The organism is Methanobrevibacter smithii ATCC 35061, from assembly GCF_000016525.1.
GTDB classification, from domain to species: domain Archaea; phylum Methanobacteriota; class Methanobacteria; order Methanobacteriales; family Methanobacteriaceae; genus Methanocatella; species Methanocatella smithii.
This window is the reverse complement of the sequence record NC_009515.1, coordinates 1,312,822-1,337,123: the sequence shown is the minus strand read 5'-3', so window position 1 is coordinate 1,337,123 and position 24,302 is coordinate 1,312,822. Positions and strand designations below refer to the sequence as shown.

Sequence of the window (24,302 nt, the reverse complement as noted above, 5' to 3'; positions counted from 1 at the left end):
AAACACTTTATACTATGGAAATAATGTCCAAAATAAGTAGCTAAATCATTTATTATAATAATTTTTAAGAAAAATCAAGTAAAGTTTATAAAATATTAAATAAACTTAAATCAATTTTGAAAATAGTTCATCCCACATACTTACAACATCATCTAAAGAATAATTTTTTAAAACATCCTCCAGAGCGTTTTTACGAATATTTTCTCTTAAAGACAAATCCAAAAGCAATTTTTCAATTTTTAAAACCCATTCTTCAGTATCCTTCGCTAATAAACCATTGATACCATCTTTAACCACACCATTATAAACAGGCATATCACTATAAACGCCTGGAATCCCCAATACTGCCAATTCAATATATTTTAATTCACTTTTTCCCAAATTAAATTTTGAATTCTCCAAAGGAACTAATGCAACATCCCAATTAGCCACTTTTGAAAGCCATGGCATAAATACCTCAAAACACATATTATTTGAAGGAAGCTCAACAGCATCATACCAGTCTTCACATACATTATCCTCTGCATTAAAGCCTCCGATTACCTCAAAATCAAAATCATATTTTTCTTTAAGCTTTAAAATAACATCTTTAATTAAAAACAAATCTTTAGAATGAGTTAATGTTCCATAATACCCTAACTTTAATTTACCACCTCTTTTAATATCTTTTTTAACATCAAAAACAGTATTTACATAATAATTATGTATTATCATAGTCTTATCTGAATCAAATTTGGAAGCTAAATTAGGAGTGGTAACAGTTACTGCATCTGCATTATCAATGAAATTAGTTATTTGACTTCTGACACTGTCAACATATTCAAAAGAAGGACTGTTTTTTTCAACACCCAACAAATCATCATCAGTTTCATAAACAACTTTAATACCATGCTTTTTGCATCTGGCCAGTAACAAATCCAAAAACGGCAAAATTCTTTGGACAACAACAATATCAAATAGCTTAGACCTTAAAATATTGTCTATATCCATCATAACATAGCTATCCATACCATACATGAAAAAGGTGTATTTATCAGATTTGCTTAGCTGATTAAATGGGGCATGAAGTCGGATATATGGACATGGGGCCAAATTTTCAAAAGGATCATTTGTAAAAACACCAATTCTAATTTTATCTGAATATATAGGTTTTTCAAGCTGAATATATGGAATTAAAGTTCGCTTATCAGTTATATAGCAATTATCTTTAACTTCCGAAAGCAGTTTATCATTTTGACCCCCATAATACTGATTGAAGATAGGAGTTTCAAGTGTATTGACATACCTACTGTCAAAAACATTGATTTGATTGTTTTTAAAAAATCCTTCTAAAACATAATCAAAAACAGGATTTTCAACACTATATCTGTTTTTATAAAATTCAAGGTTAAATACATCTGTGATATATGACTGCTGAGTAGCCAAATCATCTTTAACTCCATAATAGAGATAATGAAGGTTAACATCCATATCCTGAGTTTTGCAGTCATCATGAATAGCCAAATATTTGTCTTTATCAATTAATTCCAAATTTTTAATCCTTGAATAAATTTTTTTATACATTGAAATCTTTTTAGGATTGGCTTTTGATTTCATGGCTATGTAAGCCAAAGGATTGCTTTTAATTGATTTAGACAAATTCATAATATATTATATAATACCTTAACATAAAAATAAATTTATGTCTTATAAAGTCACTGTTATTATTCCAACATACAATAGTGTAGAATTTTTAGATTCAACAATAGCTTCAATTATGAACCAGAGCATCGGATTTGAAAATATAGAACTGATTATTGTTGATGATTACTCTACTGACAACACACAGGAGTTAATAAACCACTATTGTGAAAAATATGAAAATATAAAAACCTTCGAATCAGGTAAAAAAACAGGAACACCAGGAAGAGCCAGAAACATAGGAATAGCCAATTCTACAGCAGAATATATAATGTTTATTGATCATGACGACAATTACCTGCCCGAAAGTGTTGAAAAGTTATACAATGCAGTTACTGAAAATTCATGTGATGTAGCTATCGGAAAATTCCAAACATTTGGAGAGCAAAAAATAGTTCCTGAAGACTGGATTACACATGATGTTGTTTTAAATTCAATTGATGAAGATTTACGCTTTTTTTCAATAAATAATATATGGAGAATGATATTTCCAAAAGATTTCCTTAATAAAAATGAAATAACTTTTCCGGAAGGAGTTTTTGCCGAAGATTTAACTTTTATGATTGATGCTTTTGTGAATGCCTCAAAAATAGTCTTTATAAATGATATTGTTTATAATTTCAGATTAAGAACTGGTGATAACAGCTCAACAAGTTTATCTAAAGGAATGCATTATTTAGATGGATTAATTGAAGGATATAATAATACAGTAGATGTACTTAAGAAAAACAATGCATGCAAATATTACGACACTATTTTTAACCAGCATTTAAGCTGCTGGATTAGTGATGTGGCTCTAAGTGAAACAATTGACTTTGAAGATAAAAAGGAGCTGGTAAATAAGTCACTTAAATTATTTGACGAAATGGGTGATGTTAATCCGACTCCTGAAAATAATGCAATTAAAAGTATAATAACCCAGATAAGAGCCAGAAATCTGGATGAAGCCTACAGTCTCATGGGTGATTATCAGCTATTTAGAAATAGAATCCATCAGCTGGAAGTTGAATTGGCTCATAAAACCCAGCAGATAGCTAATCTGCAAACTACAAAAGGCTGGTTTAAGTATAAAACTAAAAATATAAAACAGAGATTGAAAAAAAAGATTTGAATTTTAGTGTGTCATGATTCATCAAAGTGAAATACTAAAAGAAAACTTCAAAAAAATAATAAAAAACACAACACAACACACAATAATAAAAGCTCCATTCAAATATAATAAAACTTAAAAAAAATATTTAAGTGTGTCATGCATAGGACACACACAAATACTGAAAGAAAACTTCAAAAAAATAATAAAAAACACAACACAACACACAATAATAAAAGCTCCATTCAAATATAATAAAACTTAAAAAAAATATTTAAGTGTGTCATGAGTGTATCATGTTACAGATACTTAAAGAAACTTAAAAATAATAAACAAACATTTTACTTTAATCAACATATCATTCCTAAGAATTATTTAATTGAATAAATAACTTCTTTGCCACTGATCTCATATTTTTGAATCAAATTTAATTCAACCAATCTTCTTAAATCTCTTGCTGCTGTGGATCTTGATACTTCAAATAATTCTCTATATTCTTTATTTGTAATATTTTCATTATTTTGAGAAAGTATTTCTAAAAGTTTATATTGTCTATCATTTAAATCATATTTTTTAAGATCTATTTTATTAGCATGAACTGAATCTTGTAATTTAAGAATATTTTCTCCAGGCCCATATAATATTACTTTAAAAAAATTTCCATTCAATTCAAATTTAGGTGCAGGCAGGCCATGTTCAATCATTTTTGTCTTAATTCTTTCAATTCCAGTTCCATATTGCTCCATATACTTTGTATGATGAAACAAATTACAGATTATTTCATTTCTCCTAACAGAATTACCATCCTCTAGATTATTCAAGGTTAATGGAAACTTTAAATTCCCCGGACTAATAATTTCAATTCTATCATCATAAATAAAAAATGTTACATCAGTTCCCTTAATTTCATAATCCCTATGAGCAATTGCATTAATAATTGCTTCTCTTACAGCATCGTATGGATATTCCGGTATATCATACCTTTCAAAACCGATAATTTTTGTAGCATATCTAGTGTTTCTTTTAAAAAAAGATTCAATTTCATTTAATATTTTTAATAAAGAACCATTCAAAGTAGCTTTATCAATGAATATCGTTTTATCAGTTCCATCAAAACGAGCAAGCTTAACCCCTACATCTATTCCATCAAATTTATTAGGATTCTCTGTAAAAAATAATGCACCTGCAGTAGTAAACTTATATGTATCCCTATCTTTAACAAGTACATTAAATTTATTACCTCCATTATAAATTTTATTAGTATATAACTTTTATTTAAGAAATTAAAACAATTTACGAAATAATATCAATTTTCCATTAATAAAAAACTTTTTTATCAGGACACCCTCTTAAAAATTTCATCCCACTGTTTTGCACGGGATCTTAAATCATAGTTTTTCAAAATATCATCACGTGCATTGTTTAATATTCCATGTCTAAGTTTCGGATTTTCAATCAACATAGATAATTTATTTACCCACTCATCTTCACTATTGGCTAAAAATCCAGTTACTCCTTCTTCAACAGTACCTTTATATGCATCAACATCACTAGCTACTATCGGAACTCCAAGAGCTGTAAATTCAATGTATTTTAACTCACTTTTGCATTTATTGAATTCTGTGTTAACTAATGGAATTATTCCAATATCCCAGTTCGCCCTGACAGATATCCACTTCATAAATGTAGCCATTGACATTGGATAATACGGCATTTTTTTAACATTGAACCAGTCTACATTTTCATCAATAGATGCTCCAATGACTTCCAAATCAACCTGAATACCTTTTTTAGAGAAAATATCTTTTAATCTTAATATAACATTATGAATAAGCTCCAAATCATTATTATGAGTCATTGTTCCAAAGTAACCTATTTTTACATACTGATTGCCACTATATGAAAATTCTTTTAATGGCAATACATTATCCAAGTAGTAATTTCTAATGATTGTTACATTGCTGGACAAATTCAGGTTATCGAAACGTCTTTTAAGCTCTGAAGTACTTACAACTATTTCATCAGCTGCAGAAACCAGCTTTTTAATATTTGCCAAATTACCCTGAATATAGTTAAATGAGGGATTGGACGAATTCATATCCAAAAAGTCATCATCAGTTTCATAAACCAATTTAATTCCATGCTGTTTAGCTTTTTTAGCTAGTTTAGTGGAAAACGGATTTACTCTTTGAATTACAATTACATCAAAGATTTTTGATTTGATTATTTGATTCACATCAATTAAAGGTAGAATTTCCTGACCATAAACAAAGAAATGATAGTCTCCGCTTTTGCTTAACTCTTTAAACAATGAATGAATCCTTATAAATGGACATGCATTCATATTATCAAAATTATCCTCTAAAAATACTCCCACTTTAATTGTATCTGTTTTAAATTCATGATTTGTATGAATATAATCAATTAAAATTTTTGAATCTGAAATATAACTCTCATCAGCCAGTTTTTCTTTTATTCTTTTAGTGACAAAAGCATCTAACTGCTCATGTAAATTTCCATGCAAATACTCGACAAAATGAGGATAATTTCTATTAATAGCTAATTTTTTATCAAAACCTTTAGTTATATAATGAATAAGAGGGTCTTCATCAGCTGAAAGATTGTTTGAGCTGATATAATAATATAAATCAAATATTGAATTGATATATTTTAATTTATCATCAATGCTGTCTGTTTTTGAACCTTCTTCTATAAAATGTAAAACAGCATCTCCAACCTCCCCATGCAATTTTTTGTATTCTGCCTCGTCAAAAATGCCAAAATGTTTTATAGTATCATAAATATTAATGTTTTCTTCTGCATTTTTATGTTTGGCGAATTTTAAGAAATGGTTATTCTTAACTTTTCTAGCTACATCTCCAGCTACTCTTAACGGTTTTGTAAGCTTTAATGAATTGGAATTTAAAAAGGTATTATATTCATTTTGCAGGTATCCCACTCTGCCTGCAGTATCTATTCTATAACCTGCCATTCCTTTTACATCATTAATTAAAAGATACATTTCTTCTTTTGAAAGCTCGATTGTATCCCCAATGTCCATATTTTCTACCTGAGTTCCTATTTTAGCTCTCAGGTTATCACTGGTTATAGGCATTGAAAACACTACCTTATGGTGGTAATTGCCCTTGTCTTTGGCCCAGTATTCATTGTCCCAGTAATAAATTAAACTAACTGACGGATGGAAATCATTTTTCCAACATACATATGCAAAACTAAGCTGGTCCTGATTTGTAAACCTGATATTTTCATTCCACCAATCTTCCATGACTTTAATAACTAAGGAATCATTGTGTTTTCTGAAAATAGCTCCCATTACTCCCAATCCGTATTTTTCCGGGAACCCCTGACTTTTATAATAATTAATCTGTTCTTCCATTACAGCACGAGGATATCTTGGAATTATTTTAGAAGCTTCGTATTCCTCGTAAACACAGTCCCTTTCTGTGTGAACTACACAAAGCATTGGAGAGGAAGCCCTGATGTTTTTGTAGATATATTCCCTGATGCTTCCTTTTATTCTAAATGTCCCATCCAGCCAAAAACTGTATTTGTAATCTTTTAAATATTTATGAGGAAGTAATTTATATTGTTTGGCTTTCCTATTATTGTCTAAGGTAGTTTCTTCCATTTGAATAATTTTCCAAGTGTCAGACTCCAAATTAGGGTTATCTGTAAAACATATGTAATCACAGTTTTCATCAATTACTTCAGGTTCTTTTAGAGTATCATAATCACCTGTGAAAGCTGTATAAATAGCTATTTTATTATTTTTAATATCTTCAATTGTTTCAGCCGCATCTTCTGAGGAATGATTAAATAAATCCCTGTTGATATGCTCCTTTGCAACTTCCTGATATGTTTCATAAATTTCCTCATAACTCATAGTATCACAAATATTTTTCTTTAATTTTATCTAAAAGATTAAATTCAAAGTCATTTTCACTTAAAACCATGTCATAACCATCATTATCTTCATCAGATATTAAAATTTTTATTAAATTAAGTCTTGAGCTTACATTTTTAATATCATATTCCTTTTCAGTTGATATTAAAATATCACAGTCCTGGCCGATGTCCAAATCACCAATATTGGGAACAAGTTTAACATTATAACCCTCACTGTTTAATTTAAAAACTGCTTTTTTTACTAAATCATTATTTTTACCTACAATCGTGAAATCCAGTTTTTTATTTGTGAAAAAGTTATTTGCCTCAATTTTATCCTTTAAAATTTCCTTAAAAATGAAGTCTCCCCACTTATCAGCAAAGTGCATTATATTGTGATAATTCAGCTGATTTTTCCTGTCATCATCTTCATGTCTTGTTGCTGATTCATGATGGAAGAGTAACACTGCAGGATTGTAGATTGTTTTATATCCTGCCTTGTATAACTTAAATGCAAAGTCAATGTCTTCATATCCATAAATATACTGTTCATCCAGCCCGTCCAATTCAAAATAAACTTCTTTTGGAACCAATAAACATGCGGCAGTATTTGAAATCACTTCTTTTTGATGATTTAACTCATCTGAAAAAAGCATTGTTAAATACATATGCTCATGATATGGCCCATAAATATAAGGTGTTCTTTCTTCTCTAAATTTTACTCCTGCATGCTGAATTGAAAATGATTTTCCCTGGCTTTCCATATCTTCATAGTAAGGAAATATTAATTTGGCTCCAACAGAACCTACATTTTCATTATTTAAGACGGTTCCAACCATTTCATTAAGCCATCCGTATGTCGGTTCAATATCATTATTCAATAAAATCAAATACTCCCCATTAGCTATTTTAGCTGCATCATTGTTTCCTTTTGAAAAGCTGACATTTTCACTGTTTTCAATAACTCTAATTGGCAAATCCAAAGAGTGCAAATACTCAACAGACTTATCACAGGACGCATTATCAACTACAATAATTTCATAGTTTGAATAATTTGTTTTCTTATCAAAATCTGCAAATAATCTTTGCAAATGTCCTAAACCGTTTCTGTTTAAAATTATAATTGAAACTAAAGGTTCGCTATCAAAGCTATAATCAGCTAAAAATAAAGAGTTGGTATCCAATATTTTCTTTCTGCGTGCCACAAAAGGATTTTCTTCCAAAGTAAAACCTTCATGATCATTGTCAATATAGTGAACTAAAGGATTTAATCCCATTTTTTTAATTTCCGGATATTCTTCCAAATATCTTTTTAAATTAAACTGAGCAGAAGGATTTTTATCTTCCTTATATCCATAAAATAAATAATGAACCAAAGGATCCATTCCAGATTTAGCAATGTGCGGATACGCTTTAAGATAATAATTTTTATCAAATAATCCTGATTCCATTATCTTATCATAGCTTTCCATGTATTTTTTTGCTTTTTTTGGATTGAATTTAGATTTAATTAAAAATTTTGAATATGAAATATCAGACATTGAAAATTACTCCTTTTTATTGAAAAAGCTAAATTTCCTTTTTTTAGGTTTTACTTGCAAATCATTTATAATATTGTCCTTTTGTCTAAATAAATTAGCAATATCATCATTAGTTAAGATTTCCAAATCAAAATTAATTTGAATACTTGAAATATCACTAAAATCAGCATCCAAAACATAATATGGATCCAAATTAGTAAATATCTGACAGTCATCATCAACTGAGTTATCACAATTTGCATCACTTATCGGTAAATTATTAGTTATCCTACACTTAACAAAACTGCCTTCCAAAGGGTCAAAACGCAGCTTAGATATATTATCAAATTTTTCCAGGCTGAATTCAAGATTATTCTTTTTTAAAGGTGAATAGTCAATAGCTACTTTATCTGATTCATTAAATCCATTTCCTGCATCAACATATAAGCTAGCCTGTGAATTTACTTTATTTAATCTGTTAAAATATTTATATTTGGCTAAAAATGTTTCAGCATCATAATTGTTCAAATCTAAAATATCCTCTCCATAGCTAAGTTTATCTGGGAAAAGTTGTTTAAATCTGTCAATGTCTTCTTTTTTAAGTGGAATAATAACTGATTTAAGTTTATTAATTATTTTAAGCTCATCAGCCAGTGTCCAGTTGTAATAATAAATCCAAAATAGAATATCATAAATAAAATTAATGTTAAGCAATTTAAGATAATTTAAAAACTCCGGATATTCATATCTTAAATCAAATATTTCTTTTATTGAATTTGAAAGATGAATAGAACTATCAACTGTAATGTTTTCAGTAGTTGAATCGGAATTCTTTCTATAGTAATAAATAGAATCTTTTGATAAAAATATCCTTTTAGCATTGATTAAAGCTAAAATAGCTACAATATTGTCTTCATAAAAACCTTTGGAGAATTTCAGATATTTAAATAAGCTTCTATGATAAATCTTATTCCATGGAGCTGTTGATAAAAATAGCTTAGGATTCTGCTTAATATCAGTTATTAATTTATTTTCCAAAGTGTTTTGCTGGTGGATATTTATTGGTTCAACATAATCGCTTCCAGTGTATGTTTCCCAATTATAAATCAATAAATCTGCATTAAATTCATTTATTTTAGATAATGCATCTTCATATGCATTTTGTGATATAAAATCATCTGCATCCAAGTAAGTTACATAATCTGAGCTAACTTCCTTAAGAGCCATATTTCTGCTTTCACCGGGGCCCAGATTACTTTTATTTGAAATTAATTTAAAAGAGGGATATTTATCAGCATATTGGCTGATTATATCTAACGTACTGTCACAGGAATTATCATTGACTATTATAACTTCAATATTGTCTATTCCTAAGCTTTGGTCAACAACAGAATCCAAACATTCTTTAATATAATCCTCAGCATTGAAAACAGGAATAATGACACTTAATTTATAACTCATAATTTCACGATTTTCTTAAATTTACTTTTAATAGAAGTATCAGCTGACTGTTCTTTTAAATCATTGTTTTCTTGTGCTAAAACTTGATTTTCATGACACAACTGTTCTATTACACCTTCATAATGATTAGCTAAAAATTCATAGTACAATTTCTTATAATTTAATTCGAACTCGATTCCATTGTTTGAAACATCTATTGCCTGATAAAATGCCCTGTCATCAAAATGCCAGGTAGCTAAATGATTCTTGTTAACCTGATTTAGGGAAAAAAATTCATAATTTTTCTTTATTTTTTCAAGATATCTGTCTCTAAATCGTTCATCCAATCTTAAATAAACGAATTTGAGATTAATAACTGTAAATAAAATAAATTCATCCTTAAAACTTTCATAGATTTCATCTTCTTTTAAGAAATTTTTTATGGAAGTTAAAATCTTAAATATATCAAAGGATTTTTCAGTGCCTGTTGTGCAGATTGAATCATTTCTTATTCTGTAATTATAAATTGGAGTTCTGATAATTGAAACTTTATTTAATTTAAAAAAGATTTTGTAAAAGAAATAGGCATCTTCATAATTAAGTCCTTCCGGAAATTTAACAGCAAGTTTCTTTAGTGTTTTGACATCATATAATTTAATAGATTCATGAGGAATTCTAAATACAGTTTCAGGGATGTTTTTATAGTTAAAATTCTTATTATCAACTGATGAATCAAACATGTTTAATTTTGTAAAGTCATTTTCCTCATATTGCTTAGTTTCCTGATTAAAATATCTGTATGGAAAAATCACCATTTCAGAGTTCAAAGCATTTGCATGATTATATAATAATTCAAGAGCATTTAACTCTAACCAGTCATCAGAATCTAAAAATAGCAGATATCTGCCTTTAATATAATTCATTCCAGTATTTCTTGCACCGCTTAATCCTTTATTTTCCTGAGAAACTATTTTAAATCTTTCATCTTCAGATGCATATTCCTCTAAAATATCAGGTGAAGAATCGTCAGATCCGTCATTTACACAGATTACTTCAAAATCTTCAAATGTCTGATTAGCTAAGCTATCCAAACACTCCCTAAGATATTTTTCCACATTATAAACCGGTACAACTACTGAAATTTGAGGCAAAATTACACCTTATTTAAGTACATTTTTTTATAGTATTCCTGATACTCTCCACTTTTAACCTGATCCATCCAGTCCTGATTATCCAAATACCATTGAATGGTTTCTTTAATACCTGTTTCAAAAGTGTATTTTGGTTCCCAGCCAAGATTTTCCCTAATTTTAGTTGAATCAATGGCATAACGCCTGTCATGACCTAACCTGTCATCTACAAATTCAATCAAGGATTCGTCCTTACCTAAAGCTTCCAGTATCAATTTTACAATTTGGATATTTTGTCTTTCGTTATGTCCACCAATATTATAAACTTCACCAAGTTTTCCATCATGTAAAACCAAATCTATTGCTGTACAGTGGTCATATACATGTAACCAGTCACGTATGTTTTTACCGTCACCATAAATCGGCAATTTTTTATCTTCAAGAGCATTTGAAATCATTAAAGGAATCAGTTTTTCCGGAAACTGATAAGGACCGTAATTATTGGAACAGCGTGTTATATTGACTGGCAAGTTAAATGTTTCATAGTATGCCCTTACAACTAAATCTGCACTAGCTTTTGAAGCAGAATAAGGACTGTTAGGTTGTAAAGGAGTGGTTTCTGTAAAATATCCTGTTTCTCCCAATGTTCCGTAAACCTCATCAGTAGAGATTTGCACATATTTTTCCACACCATATTCCTTAGCTGCATTAAGCAGTACCTGAGTTCCTAAAACATTTGATTTGATAAATATTTCCGGATCGCTTATACTTCTGTCCACATGACTTTCAGCTGCAAAATTAATAACATAATCGGAATCTTTAACTAAATTATTGACAACTTCCTTATCCCCAATATCTCCTTTAACAAAAGTGTAATTGTCCTTATCTTCAATGTCCTTTAAGTTTTCAAGGTTACCGCAGTATGTTAATGCATCCAAATTAGTAAATTCATAATCAGGATACTTATCAACCATATATTTTACAAAGTTACTTCCAATAAACCCTGCTCCGCCAGTAATTAATATTTTTGTCATGATAATGCCCCTAATACTTAATCTGTGATTCCTTTAAGCTTTTCCATTTTTTATCCTTATCAGACAGAGTGATTTCATCAATTCCTTCTAATGGCCATTCAACAGCTATATCTGGGTCATTCCACATGATTCCCCCTTCATCTTCACCATGGTAAAATTCTGTGCATTTGTATACAAATTCAGCTTCATCAGACAATACGACAAAACCATGAGCAAATTTAGGAGGTATGTATAACTGTTTTTTATTTTCAGCTGAAAGGATTTCCCCATGCCATTTACCATAAGTTGGGGAATCTGCTCTAAGATCCACCCCAACATCAAATACTTCCCCCTTAATAACTCTAACTAATTTTCCCTGAGGATATTTTAACTGTAAGTGAAGCCCTCTAAGCACTCCTTTAAATGACTGTGACTGATTATCCTGTACAAAAGTTAAATCATAACCTGCCTTCTTGAAATCGTTTTCATTATATGTTTCCATGAAATATCCTCTATTGTCCCCATAGACTGCAGGTTCAACTACAAACATTCCTTCAATATCAGTTTTTGTAAATTTAAAATTTCCCATATTAATCATCCTTAACTAAATTAAATAAATATTGTCCATAATCTGTTTTTTTAAGTTCTTCAGCTGTTTTTAAAAGCTCTTCTTTAGTAATATAACCTTTATTATAAGCTATTTCCTCAAGACATGCAATATAGAGTCCCTGTCTTTTTTGAATTGTTTCAATAAAATTAGATGCTTCCAAAAGACCTGTATGAGTTCCAGTATCCAACCATGCCATTCCCCTTCCAAGAAGCTCAACTTTAAGTTTGCCACGGTTAAGATATTCTTCATTGACAGAAGTGATTTCAAGTTCACCCCTTTCAGAAGGTTTTACATTCTTGGCTATTTCAACTACATCATTGTCATAGAAATAAAGTCCAGGCACTACATAATTGGATTTGGGTTTTTCAGGTTTTTCTTCAACTGAAAGTACATTCCATTCATCGTCAAACTCAACTACACCAAAAGCTTCAGGATTATTTGTATAATATCCGAATATTACTGCTCCCTCTTCCAATTTGGTAGCTCTTTCCAATATTTCAGTGAATCTATGACCGTGGAAAATGTTGTCTCCTAAAATTAAAGCAACATCATCATCCCCGATAAAGTCTTCCCCAACAATAAATGCTTCTGCAAGACCGTTAGGTTTTTCTTGAACTTCATAGCTAAAATTAATTCCTAAGCTACTGCCATCACCTAAAAGCTCTTTAAACATTGGCAAGTCTCTAGGAGTAGAAATTATTAAAATATCTTTAATTCCAGCAAGCATTAATACAGAAATAGGATAATAAATCATTGGTTTATCATATAAAGGTACTAGCTGCTTAGATATTGCTTTTGTAATTGGATAAAGACGGGTTCCAGATCCACCCGCAAGTACAATTCCTTTCATAAATATCCCTTTTAATAAATTTTATAATGTTTAAAAATATATTTTTTCTAATTAATTAAAATACCTATCAGACAATTTCTTCAAATAATTTTCATTACCGAATAATTAAAATTATAGCTAAATAACAGACAAAAGAATAATTTTTCTTTAAGTATTTTAATTGATACTGTGAAATTATTAAAGTAAATTAAAAAAAGCAGTTTTTTTATTTAATATAGATGGGTTAAAAAAGAAAAAGATAAGAAGTTGAATTTTAACTTCTTAAGCTGAAATTGTTATTTTATTTGATGCCCAGCATTTGTCATATGTTGATGTTATGATGTAATCGCCAGGCATTAATCTGATGTTTAATCTAGCTACACCGTTTGCATCGGTTGTTTTATGATAGAATACACCGTTTACATTAAATGTTATGTTTACACCTGCTACTGCTTTACCTTGACCGTCAACAAGTGTTGCGTTAAATGAACTGCCGTCAAGATACTTCATGGAGAGATCCTCAGCAATGATTCTTGGTAAAACAGTTACTTCATTAGCTCTTTGTTCACCAGTTACTGGATTGTAAGCAGTTATGATATATAATTTAGGGTTTAGTCTAATATTTAAACTAGCCATACCGTTTTCATCAGTTACGCGAGTGTAGAACACACCATTAATGTTAAATTTAACAGTAGTATTTGTTAATGCTTTTCCATCACTGTCTAAGAATTTAGCCACATATTTTGTTCCATTAAGGAAGTATAATGTAGTGTCATTTCCTAAAATTGTGCTTTTAACAGTTACTGTTGCATTAGCTGTTGATTTGTCATGGTCTTTTGTTCCGTTAAATACTGCACTTACTTTGTATTCATTAGGAACTAATCCGATACCCATTGAAGCCATACCGTTTTCATCAGTGATTTTAGCATAAACCCTGCCATTTATTGTGAAGTAAACAGTTGCATTAGCTATTGGATTTCCAATTGCATCAACAAGTTTAGCTGTGAGTTTTTGAGAACCTCTGAAGTATTTGACAACATCATTCATTATTAATGTAGTTATTGTGTTTTTATTAACTGTTATAGTTCCGTTAACAATCATGGAATCGTATTTGTTGTCTCCAGTGTAGAATGTTACAACTTTGTAGGTTCCTTCATCTAAATCTGGGATAATAACTTTAGCAATGCCTTTAATAACTGTTCCTTTGTAATCTGTTCCGTTTATTGTTACAATTACACTTCCGGTTCCGTCTTCAGGAACACTAACAGTTATTGTAGCATTTTCACCTTTAACAATATCTGCAATATCAACAGTCATATTATAATCAGACACTTTGGAAACAGTGAAATTAGCAGCATTTGTACTTGAAAGGTATTTATTATCACCTAAGTAAGTTACATCAACATTATAATCACCAGCAGCTAAGTTATAAATATTTAAGACACCTTTTTCATCAACAATAGCCACATTATAAGACTTACCATTAACAACAACAGTAGCTACACCTAAAGATACATTAGGAACAGCAATGTTAATAACAGCTTCCTCACCAAATTTGATATTATTAGCTGTGACATTTACAGCTGAAGACATTTTAGCCACAGTTAAAGTAGTACTGTTTTCACCTTCAGTATATTTGTAATTTCCATCATATTTAGCTGTAATTGGATAAGAATTAGCTACTAAATTAGATAAAATTAAAGATCCTTTACCATTATTGATAAGTACAGTATAGGATTTACCGTCAATAGTTACACTAACCAATTCATTAGAAATTTCATTAGGAAGAGTTATGTTAATAACTGCATCTTCTCCAACATTAATATTATCTACGGCAATATTCATATTTGTAGGTACTTTAGATACTATAAAAGAAGCATTATTTTCACTAGCTGCATATTTAATATTACCTGCAAAACTTGCAGTCACATTATAACTTCCAACACTTAAATTTCCAATATTTAACTTAGCAGAACCATTTTCAATAGCTACTGTATATGTATCCTTACCTATTGTAAATACAACATTTCCATATACTCCGTCCAATAATTTTACTACAATATCTGTGTTTTCATTTGCCAAGATATTTTTAGCATCAATTGTCATGTTAGGGTCTACTCCTTGAGCATATAAAACACATAAGTAATTATTATAACTTGTATAAATATTACCATTTTTATCCATTGCAAGTAGTTTTAAAGAGCCTCCCATATTTTTACTCCATGCTTGTGTACCATTTGAATAAAATGCCCACAATGAACCTTGGTTAGTCTTTGTAGTATATAATGTACCATTACCATCAATAATTATACTATTAACCATGTCAAAACCTGAGCGGAATACAGTTAGAATACCAGTTGTCATATCTATTTTGTTAATTGCCCTAGATGTTCCAACATATAAAATATTTTTTTCATTATCAATACCTAATGCAGTAGCCTGTTCATATTTTGTACCAAAAAGCTGATAAGTAGGTAATGATGTATTCCATAAATAACCATTTACAGATACTGCATATACTGCTTTTCTATCACTTTTAACAAAATATACAATACCATTTTCCCCTACAATAGGACGAATACCAGAATAACAATCAGAATAACTAGCAACTTGATTTCCAGTTTTAACATCAACAGCAACTAAATTAGTACCACTTACTGCCCATAAAACTCCATTATTATCTAAAACTGGAATAGTACTAACTGCTGTATTGAATAAACTTTTATATACATAATCATAACCACCATTAGGATTATAAGATGTGCTGTTATAATATTTAACAATAGGCACATAACCATTATCATATTCATATTGACCTACAACATAAATATTTCCATCATCATCCAACATAGGAGCATATGCACTAGATGCTTGGAAAATATTTCCGCCCAAATCTGCACCAGTAGTTTTATTTAATATTACAAGACGATTATCTTTAACAGGTATTATTATATTTCCACGATTATCTAATGCTAATCCAGGCATTGTAACTTGACCTAAATTTTTACTCCATTTTAAAAAACCAGTAGAATCAAAAGCAGTGACATTAGACCCTGCAATCAAATAAAAAGTACCGTCTTCATCAATTACTAAACCAGATACAACTCCACCAACATCCTTTTTCCAAATATTTGGATTTGTAGTAACACCAATATATGGAACATTAGCAGAATTATGATTATCATATCCACTCATTGCCCATTGATTTTGAGTAACAGTATTAAAATCAGAAATTGGTTGATTGAAAACAATAGATCTAATTTTAAGAGATTTTAATAAATTAACATTATTGCTTTCAATTATATTGCTATCTGTACCAATAGTTTGAGGACTGTTAGTAAAGGTATTGTTTCTAAATGTATAATTACCCTCTGAAATAAATACAGTATCGTTTGTGGTAATTGTATGATTTATAAATTCATTATTATAAATTTGTAAATTTGGAGTTCCTCCAGTAGAATTATCATAATTTGTATTATATGCACAAATAGCTTGACCAATTACTGCCCCATTATGTACAAAAGTAGAATCATGAACATTTAAATATCCACCATTTAATACAGAAATTGCTCCTCCACGACCTAAAGAAGTTGTAGATTCATTAGTAAAATCACCGCATAAATTATTGTTATCTTTAAATATACAATTTTCAACTGTAACATTATATGTGGAGATATAATTAAATGCACCTATTGCTCCTCCACCATTATTAGTAGTACAATTATTATCTGTAAAAGTAGAATTATACACTTCTAATTTACTGTAAGAGTATAAAGCTCCACCATTCCATCCTGCAGTATTACTCTTAAACTCAGAATTTAAAATTCTAGTATATGCATTACAATGAGTATGAATAGCACCTGCCCAATATCTAGCAGAATTACTTACAAAATTAGAATTTAATACATTCAAAATACCACAATTATTAATTGCACCTGGAGCATAAGTAGCAACATTGTTTATAAAATTACAATTTTCAACATTCATAAGAACATTTGTTGTAGAACTTGGATTATAATTTGTTATAACACCAAAAGAACTTGTACAATCAGTAAAATTACAACCAATAACCTCCATACTTCCATAAGTATTATAAAGCACAGATTTATGGTTAGATCCTACAGTAATATTGTCAAATGTACAATTTTCTAGTTTACTATTACCACATAATTGAACTAACATATCACAATTACTGTCTTTAAAATTTACATTAAGAAAAGTAATGGAAAGTTCAGAATTAGAATTTAAGAAAGGAATAAGATTCCCATTTGATAATGTGATATAACTATCAGAACTACCAACTATAGTAGCACTATTTCCAAAAACAATTTGACTATTTGCATTATAAGATTGACCAGTTAATGTAATAACTTTATCACCACTACTTTGACAAGCTGTTTTTAACTCATCCCAAGTAGCAGCATTTGTACTAGCCACATCCTGACTTTGTTCAACATCATCAGTAATTGGTACCTCATCAACTGAAATACTATCATCTACATCAGAAGAAACTTCAACAGTAGAATTATCATCTAAATCAGTTGCATTAACTGCACCAATACTACAAATCAACACCAAAAAGGCGATTAATATATATTTATAGTTTGATTTAATAATAAATCCCCCAATTAAATGAACTAGTTAAGTAAATCAATAACTTATCCACATATCAACAATTTCCATCAATGATTCAAAAAATATAAATATAAATATAATTTAACTGGATAATTATTAAATATACATTAACTAATTGAATATCTACAAACATAATATATAAATATAGCTATAAACTACCCAAAATTACATTATATTTAAAATTTGTTTAATGATTTTAAAAAAAAATGAATAAAACATGAAAAAGATTATGAAACAATAAATATTGATTACGAATCAAATAAAATTTATATAATAAGTTGTTAATAATTTAATATTAATTAATAAGGAGAAGATTTATGTGAAAAATAGAAAAATAATTTTAATATTGATTCTGGGATTATTTTTTATAGCATTAAGCAATGTTAATGCTGAGGATAATTCAACTGTCACTTTAAACCATTCTAACACAGAAGATATTGGAATTAGTGAAGCTGACAGTACAATAGATACTGATGAATCAAATCAAAATAGTGCAGATATTGTTAAAATAAAAGATTATAACCAAAAATATACATCCATTGACAACACAAACAAAGTTGGAGAAAATGTATATATTGGTTCAAAATATCCAAGTATTGAAAATACAATAACCGTTAATGACACAAGTGAGTTTAATAAAACTGGAAATATAACTGTAAATATTCATGTAACTGGAAAGTTCACCATGGGAGAAAAAGAATTTAACAAAACTTATTTAATAATTTATGAGAATAACACAATAATAAGCCAGAAAACCCTAAACGAATTAAATTTACCACCATACCAACACTTTACAACCCCTGGAAATTACACATTTGACATAAGTTTTCCGTACCATGTACAAGATAAAAGTAGATTACAAGTCTATATTTTTGGAATATTTTCTAATACAATTGTTTTTGAAAAATTAAACAAAATACAACTAACAAACCTAACAAATAACAATATAATTATTGATAATAAAATTAAATCCAATAATAATTGGACAAATTCCATAAACTCCATTAAAAAAGCATTAGATTTAGTTGAAAATGAAGGAACAATCTATTTATCTAATTTAAATATAATTCATGACCAAAATGAAAATATTTTAATAAATAAATCCGTTACAATAATTGGAAATAATGTTACATTTAATGGATTTGAAAAAGAAAGCCTCTTTAATATAACAAATAATGCAAAAGTGACTTTTGTAAATTTGACAATTACAAATACCACAAGTTACAGTATAAATACTGAAGGAAAAGTTAATTTAATAAATTGCACATTTAAAAACATTCTCGGAAGAGCTATTAACAATACAGGAATTTTAGAATTACTTAACATAACATTTACCACAGATTCAATTTATCAACACCCTAAAATAACTAATTTAAAAAGCAATTTAAATAACTCTTTAATCTACAACAAGGGACTTTTAAAAATAGAAAATTGTACTTTTAAGCAGATTTCCCTTCAAAACCAAATAATAACAAATAAAAATAACATAACATGGGACAGCATAATCTACAACGCAGAAAATGCAAATTTAACCATCAACAATTCAAAATTTACCAACATTGAAAATAGAGTTATTAAGAATAATGGAAGACTGATTATTGTTAATTCTTCTTTTGAAAATAAAACTAAAATTCATATTAATATAATTATCAATGATACTTATCAAGAATTATCAAATAATTACATATATCAAACATATCGAGAAAAAGCTATTAAAACTATAAATGGATCAATAATATACAATTCTAATTTATTAACAATTGAAAACTCAAGTTTTAAAAACATTACAGACATTATTAACAATATAGATTATATAGGCATTAAACCAGCTCCTACAGACTTTTTTGGAACAACAGGATGGTTTGGAAGTAATGGTGGTGCAATATATAATACTGGAACTTTTCAAATTAAATCTAGCTCATTTAATAATGTAAAAAGCAAAACTGGAGGTGCAATATACAATATAGGTTTTGGAACAATTGAAAATTCAACATTTAACCACATAAATTCAACATCTGGAACTGGAGGAACAATATACAACACAGGTCAATTAATTATAACCACCACCACCATCTCTAATTCCAAATCTTCAAGTAATGGCGGTGCAATATATAGTGAAGGAAATTTAAATATAAGTAATACTTCTATAAGTTTATCAGCAGGATACCATGGAGGTGCAATATATAATACTGGGAACATTTACCTATGGAATTCCTTGATAAATAAAACTAAATCCACATATAATGGAAATGCCATACAAAATTCTGGAAACATGCATTTAAATAATACAATAATATCTAATATAAATGGATATAATTCAATATATAATGATGAATCAGGAACAGGAATAATAATTAATTCAATAATTAAAAATAACAAAATTTACTCAAAAAACGGTTATAATACCAAAGTTTATTATGGGTCAATTGAAAATTTAGGTACTCTCACAATTAACAGAACTATATTTAACAATAATAGTTATGGAGATAATAATTTTTATTATCTTACAGGTGCATTTAATATCTATAATAAAGGTACTATAAATGCATTTTATAACATGTTTATTAATACAAAACACCTACAAGCAACCAGTCCCGCCCCCTACATAATACCAAAAGATCCATATGCATTCCTATTTAATGAAGGCACTATAAATATGGATTACAACTATTTTTGTACAAATGATAATCCTTATCCAAAAGATTCAAACTCTGAAATAGATAATTATTTTATATTCACATTTAAACCAGAATATGGATCTTTACAAATTGGAGATACTATTCAACTTAAAGTAGATTTAAAACTAGCTAATGGAAAACTATTTACAGATTATAACTTACTTCCTGAAATGAATGTTACATTTACAACTATAATTGATGGAAAAGAAGTAAATATAACTAAACCTTTAATAAATGGAACCGCCTCATTAGACTATAATTACACCTCTCAAAAAGGCCAATACAAAGTTTATACTAATTTAGGAGGACACACAGAAGAAATAATCCTTGATGTTGGAAAAGAAGATTCTAAAATAGATGTGGATTTCAATAACAACATTATCTACGGTGAAGATGCAATATTTAAAATTAAAGTAAACGGAAACTACACACACATCCCAACTGGAAATGTAACAGTCATTATTAACGATAAAAAATATTCCATAAACCTAGTAAATGGGTCAACTAATTTAAAAGTTTCTGATTTAACACCTGGAAATTACACTATTAAAATAATTTACGAAGGTGACTCAGATTATGCTAAAGTCTTCTATTACTGCAATTATACTGTAAATAAACATCCAACTACATTAAATATTACTGCACCTGAAGTTAAAATCGGGCAAAACGGAGAACTAATTATAAATCTTGAACCTAAAGGTTCCCAAACACAAGGTTACCTGTACATCAATGGAGAACTTAAACAAATAATTTATATTTATGCCGGAAAAACTACAATTCCACTTAAAAACTTTGCTGTTGGAGAATATAACCTTACAGTAGTTTTATGGGATTCAAAATACTATGAAAGCAGCAATGCAAGTACAATTTTTAAAGTAAGTAAATTTAACACTAATTTAACAATAAATGTAGATGATGTTAAAGCTGGAGAAGATGCAACAGCTACAATAACTGTAAATCCAAGCAATCTTCGCGGAGAAGCTATACTCTGTGTAAATGGCATAAATACTACAATATTTTTAAAATCAGAAGTAACAAACATCACACTACACAATTTAACTAGCGGAAGTTATAATGTAACTGTTTATTATCCCGGAGACTCCAAATACGCCCCATCAACTGCAACAACAACATTTAAAGTTCTAAAAGATTCATGCAATCTAACTGTAAATATTACATATAACAATGATTTAACCGGAATCATCAATGTAAAAACTAATCCCAACACCTGTACCGGCGAAGTTGGAGTTTATATCAATAAAGAATTCTATAAATTAACTCTCACAAACGGAACAGCTGTATTTAATGTTAATTTCACAAAAGGAAGCAATTACATTTATGTTTTATACCTTGGAGATAAACAGTTTGAATCTGCAAGCTGGAATACCACAATAAACATAACAAGCATTGATTTTATATTAACTGGTGAAAATTTAACAATCAAAGAGCAGGATAACTCAATATATCACTTTAATTTAACAGACAAACAAGGAAATCCTTACACCTATACAAAAGTTGAAATAAACATAGATAACAAAAATTACACAGTAATGACAAATTCTAAAGGTTTAGGTTATCTTAATTTAAATTTAAAAGCAGGAGAATATATCCTTAAAGCAACATTCAATGGAATTACAGCCAAAAACAAAATTATTGTAAAACCAGCAGATTTAAATATTGACATTAAAGACATTTTAGCCGGAGAAACTGAAGTAATTACTGTTAAATTACCTGCCAATGCAACAGGAACTATATTATTTGTTATAGATGGTAAAACTTACAATAAAACATTGAAAAATGGAACTGCAAGTGTTGAAATAGCTAATTTAACCTTAGGAAAACATACATTAAAAGTAATTTACTCAGGAGATTCCAACTATACCAATAACACAAAAGAAGTTGAATTCAATATTAAAAACTCATTATCCACCATTACAATCAATACAATTAAAGACAGCATCTATGGAGAATCCATTACTATAACAGCCAACATTACAAGCGGTGCAAATGGAAACGTTACTTTTACTATTGACCATGACTCAAAAACTGTTGAAATAGTAAACGGAGTAGCCAAAGTTACATTCAATAAAGTCAATGCAGGAAATAAAACTGTTAAAGCAACCTACAACGGAAACAATATTTACCAAGGCTCCTCTGACACCAAAGAATTTAAAATAGCTAAAGCACCTTCAAATATAAACATTATAACTTCAGAAATCATAGAAGGCCAAAATATTAGAATATATGCAGTAGTAAATGATGATGCTACAGGTAATGTTACATTTAGAATTTTAGGATTATATTCACCAAGAAATAAAACCATCAGCAACGGTAATGCATCATGGTTAATTTCACCATTAACAAGTGGATCATACACCATAAATGCATATTATAATGGAGATAATAATTATTTAAGTTCCAATACAACTAAAATACTTGTAATCAATCAAACAAGAAGTATATTGAAAGTTAATGTTGAAATAGGTGAAAATGAAATAATATTTAGTGCAACTCTTAAAACAGAAGATGGAAGACCAATTACAGGTAATGTAACTTTAGAGCTTAATAAAGAGTTCTATAAAATAGTAATAACTGATGGTGTTGGTTTTAGAAGCTTTGATAAACTTCCAGAGGGCAAATACACATATTCTGCAACATATAAAGGAACTGATAAAATTTCTCGAGCTACTGACAACGGAACTTTTGAAATCAAATCTGTTGAATATAATGTTATTTTAAATGCTCCTGATGTTAAAATGACTTATCATGACGGCACAAGATTCATAGCTACTTTAACTGATAAACAGGGAAATCCTATAAGAGATGCTGCAATTGAAATAACAATTAACGGAAAAACCTATACTAAAACAACAGATGAAAAAGGTGTTGTAAGTTTAGGATTGAGCTTGGACAGTGGAATATACACAGTAACTGTTAACTTTAAAGGATTATTAAACTATACTCCGATAACCAGGCAGGCGAAAGTTACTATTGAACCGACAGTTAAAGGATTGGACGTTGTTAAAATGTTTAGAAACAATACTCAGTATTATGCTATATTTACTGATTCACAGGGAAATCCTCTTAAAAACAAAGATATTCAGTTTAATATCAATGGTGTCTTTTACACTAAAACCACCAATGATAAAGGAATAGCTATGATGGGTATTAACTTAAATCCCGGCAAATATGTTATAACAGCAATTAACCTTGTTACTGGTGAGCAGTCAGGTAATAATATTACTGTAAAATCACTGATTGTTCAAAATGATTTAACTAAATACTATTTGAATGCTTCCAGATTCCAGACAACAATCTACAACAAAGACGGATCATTAGCTGCAAACAAGGAAGTAACCTTTAACATCAACGGTGTATTCTACCACAAAAAAACAGATGAAAACGGTATTGCAAGCATGGGAATCTCTTTAAGACCTGGAGAATACATAATAACCACAATGGTTGACGGATTAAGTATAGGAAACAAAGTCAATGTATTGCCGACATTAATTACTAAAAACTTAAACATGAAATACCTGGACGGAAGCAGCTTCACTGCACAAACATTAGACGGTCAAGGCAAACCAATAGCTAACCAAAACGTATCATTTAATGTAAACGGAGTATTTTACCACAAACTCACAGACAATAACGGTATTGCCAAATTAGGAATCAGACTGATGGCCGGTGAATACATCATAACTTCCTACTGGAACGACTTCCAAACAGGAAACACAATAAAAATAGAATAAGAGAATTAACTAATTCTCT

Annotated in this window: 12 protein-coding genes; 2 read left to right on the top strand and 10 right to left on the bottom strand. The window is 29.1% G+C overall.

What is annotated here, in order from left to right; translation table 11 throughout:
• Nucleotides 1-105: 105 nt before the first annotated feature.
• A complete protein-coding gene (locus MSM_RS06650) occupies nt 106-1,644 on the bottom strand; it encodes a glycosyltransferase (protein WP_011954439.1) in 1,539 nt (512 codons plus the stop codon).
• A 37-nt stretch (nt 1,645-1,681) separates the two neighbouring features.
• Here MSM_RS06650 and MSM_RS06645 point away from each other — a divergent pair, with 37 nt between their 5' ends.
• Nucleotides 1,682-2,791 (top strand): glycosyltransferase family 2 protein, encoded by a 1,110-nt coding sequence (locus MSM_RS06645; RefSeq protein WP_011954438.1) that lies wholly within the window; start codon nt 1,682-1,684, stop codon nt 2,789-2,791.
• Between the two features lie 350 nt (nt 2,792-3,141).
• Here MSM_RS06645 and MSM_RS06640 read toward each other — a convergent pair whose 3' ends face one another.
• The 9 genes from MSM_RS06640 to MSM_RS06595 all read right to left on the bottom strand — a co-directional run bounded on the left by MSM_RS06640 (nt 3,142) and on the right by MSM_RS06595 (nt 17,793).
• Nucleotides 3,142-3,843, bottom strand: a complete 702-nt coding sequence (locus MSM_RS06640) for an ATP-binding protein (RefSeq protein WP_011954437.1) — start codon at nt 3,841-3,843, stop codon at nt 3,142-3,144.
• Nucleotides 3,844-4,106: 263 nt separating this feature from the next.
• Nucleotides 4,107-6,674 carry a glycosyltransferase domain-containing protein gene (locus MSM_RS06630; RefSeq protein WP_011954435.1) on the bottom strand — a complete coding sequence of 856 codons (2,568 nt, stop codon included), beginning with the start codon at nt 6,672-6,674 and terminating at the stop codon, nt 4,107-4,109.
• A 4-nt stretch (nt 6,675-6,678) separates the two neighbouring features.
• The gene (locus tag MSM_RS06625) at nt 6,679-8,217 is read right to left on the bottom strand and encodes a glycosyltransferase family 2 protein (protein WP_011954434.1); all 1,539 of its coding nucleotides are present in this window, start codon (nt 8,215-8,217) and stop codon (nt 6,679-6,681) included.
• Nucleotides 8,218-8,223: 6 nt separating this feature from the next.
• A complete protein-coding gene (locus MSM_RS06620; RefSeq protein WP_011954433.1) occupies nt 8,224-9,657 on the bottom strand; it encodes a glycosyltransferase family 2 protein in 1,434 nt (477 codons plus the stop codon).
• Nucleotides 9,654-10,787: a glycosyltransferase family 2 protein gene (locus MSM_RS06615; RefSeq protein WP_011954432.1), complete on the bottom strand. Its 1,134-nt coding sequence runs from the start codon at nt 10,785-10,787 to the stop codon at nt 9,654-9,656. The genes MSM_RS06620 and MSM_RS06615 overlap by 4 nt, the downstream gene beginning before the upstream one ends.
• Before the next feature lie 2 nt (nt 10,788-10,789).
• Entirely contained in the window at nt 10,790-11,800 is a 1,011-nt protein-coding gene (gene rfbB, locus MSM_RS06610) for a dTDP-glucose 4,6-dehydratase (RefSeq protein ID WP_011954431.1), read from the bottom strand.
• Nucleotides 11,801-11,810: 10 nt separating this feature from the next.
• Nucleotides 11,811-12,368: a dTDP-4-dehydrorhamnose 3,5-epimerase gene (gene rfbC / locus MSM_RS06605; RefSeq protein ID WP_011954430.1), complete on the bottom strand. Its 558-nt coding sequence runs from the start codon at nt 12,366-12,368 to the stop codon at nt 11,811-11,813.
• A gap of 1 nt (nt 12,369) precedes the next feature.
• Nucleotides 12,370-13,239 carry a glucose-1-phosphate thymidylyltransferase RfbA gene (gene rfbA, locus MSM_RS06600; RefSeq protein ID WP_004036237.1) on the bottom strand — a complete coding sequence of 290 codons (870 nt, stop codon included), beginning with the start codon at nt 13,237-13,239 and terminating at the stop codon, nt 12,370-12,372.
• A 261-nt stretch (nt 13,240-13,500) separates the two neighbouring features.
• A complete protein-coding gene (locus tag MSM_RS06595; RefSeq protein ID WP_011954429.1) occupies nt 13,501-17,793 on the bottom strand; it encodes an Ig-like domain repeat protein in 4,293 nt (1,430 codons plus the stop codon).
• Between the two features lie 379 nt (nt 17,794-18,172).
• Here MSM_RS06595 and MSM_RS06590 point away from each other — a divergent pair, with 379 nt between their 5' ends.
• Nucleotides 18,173-24,283 (top strand): Ig-like domain repeat protein, encoded by a 6,111-nt coding sequence (locus MSM_RS06590; RefSeq protein ID WP_011954428.1) that lies wholly within the window; start codon nt 18,173-18,175, stop codon nt 24,281-24,283.
• Nucleotides 24,284-24,302 lie beyond the last annotated feature (19 nt).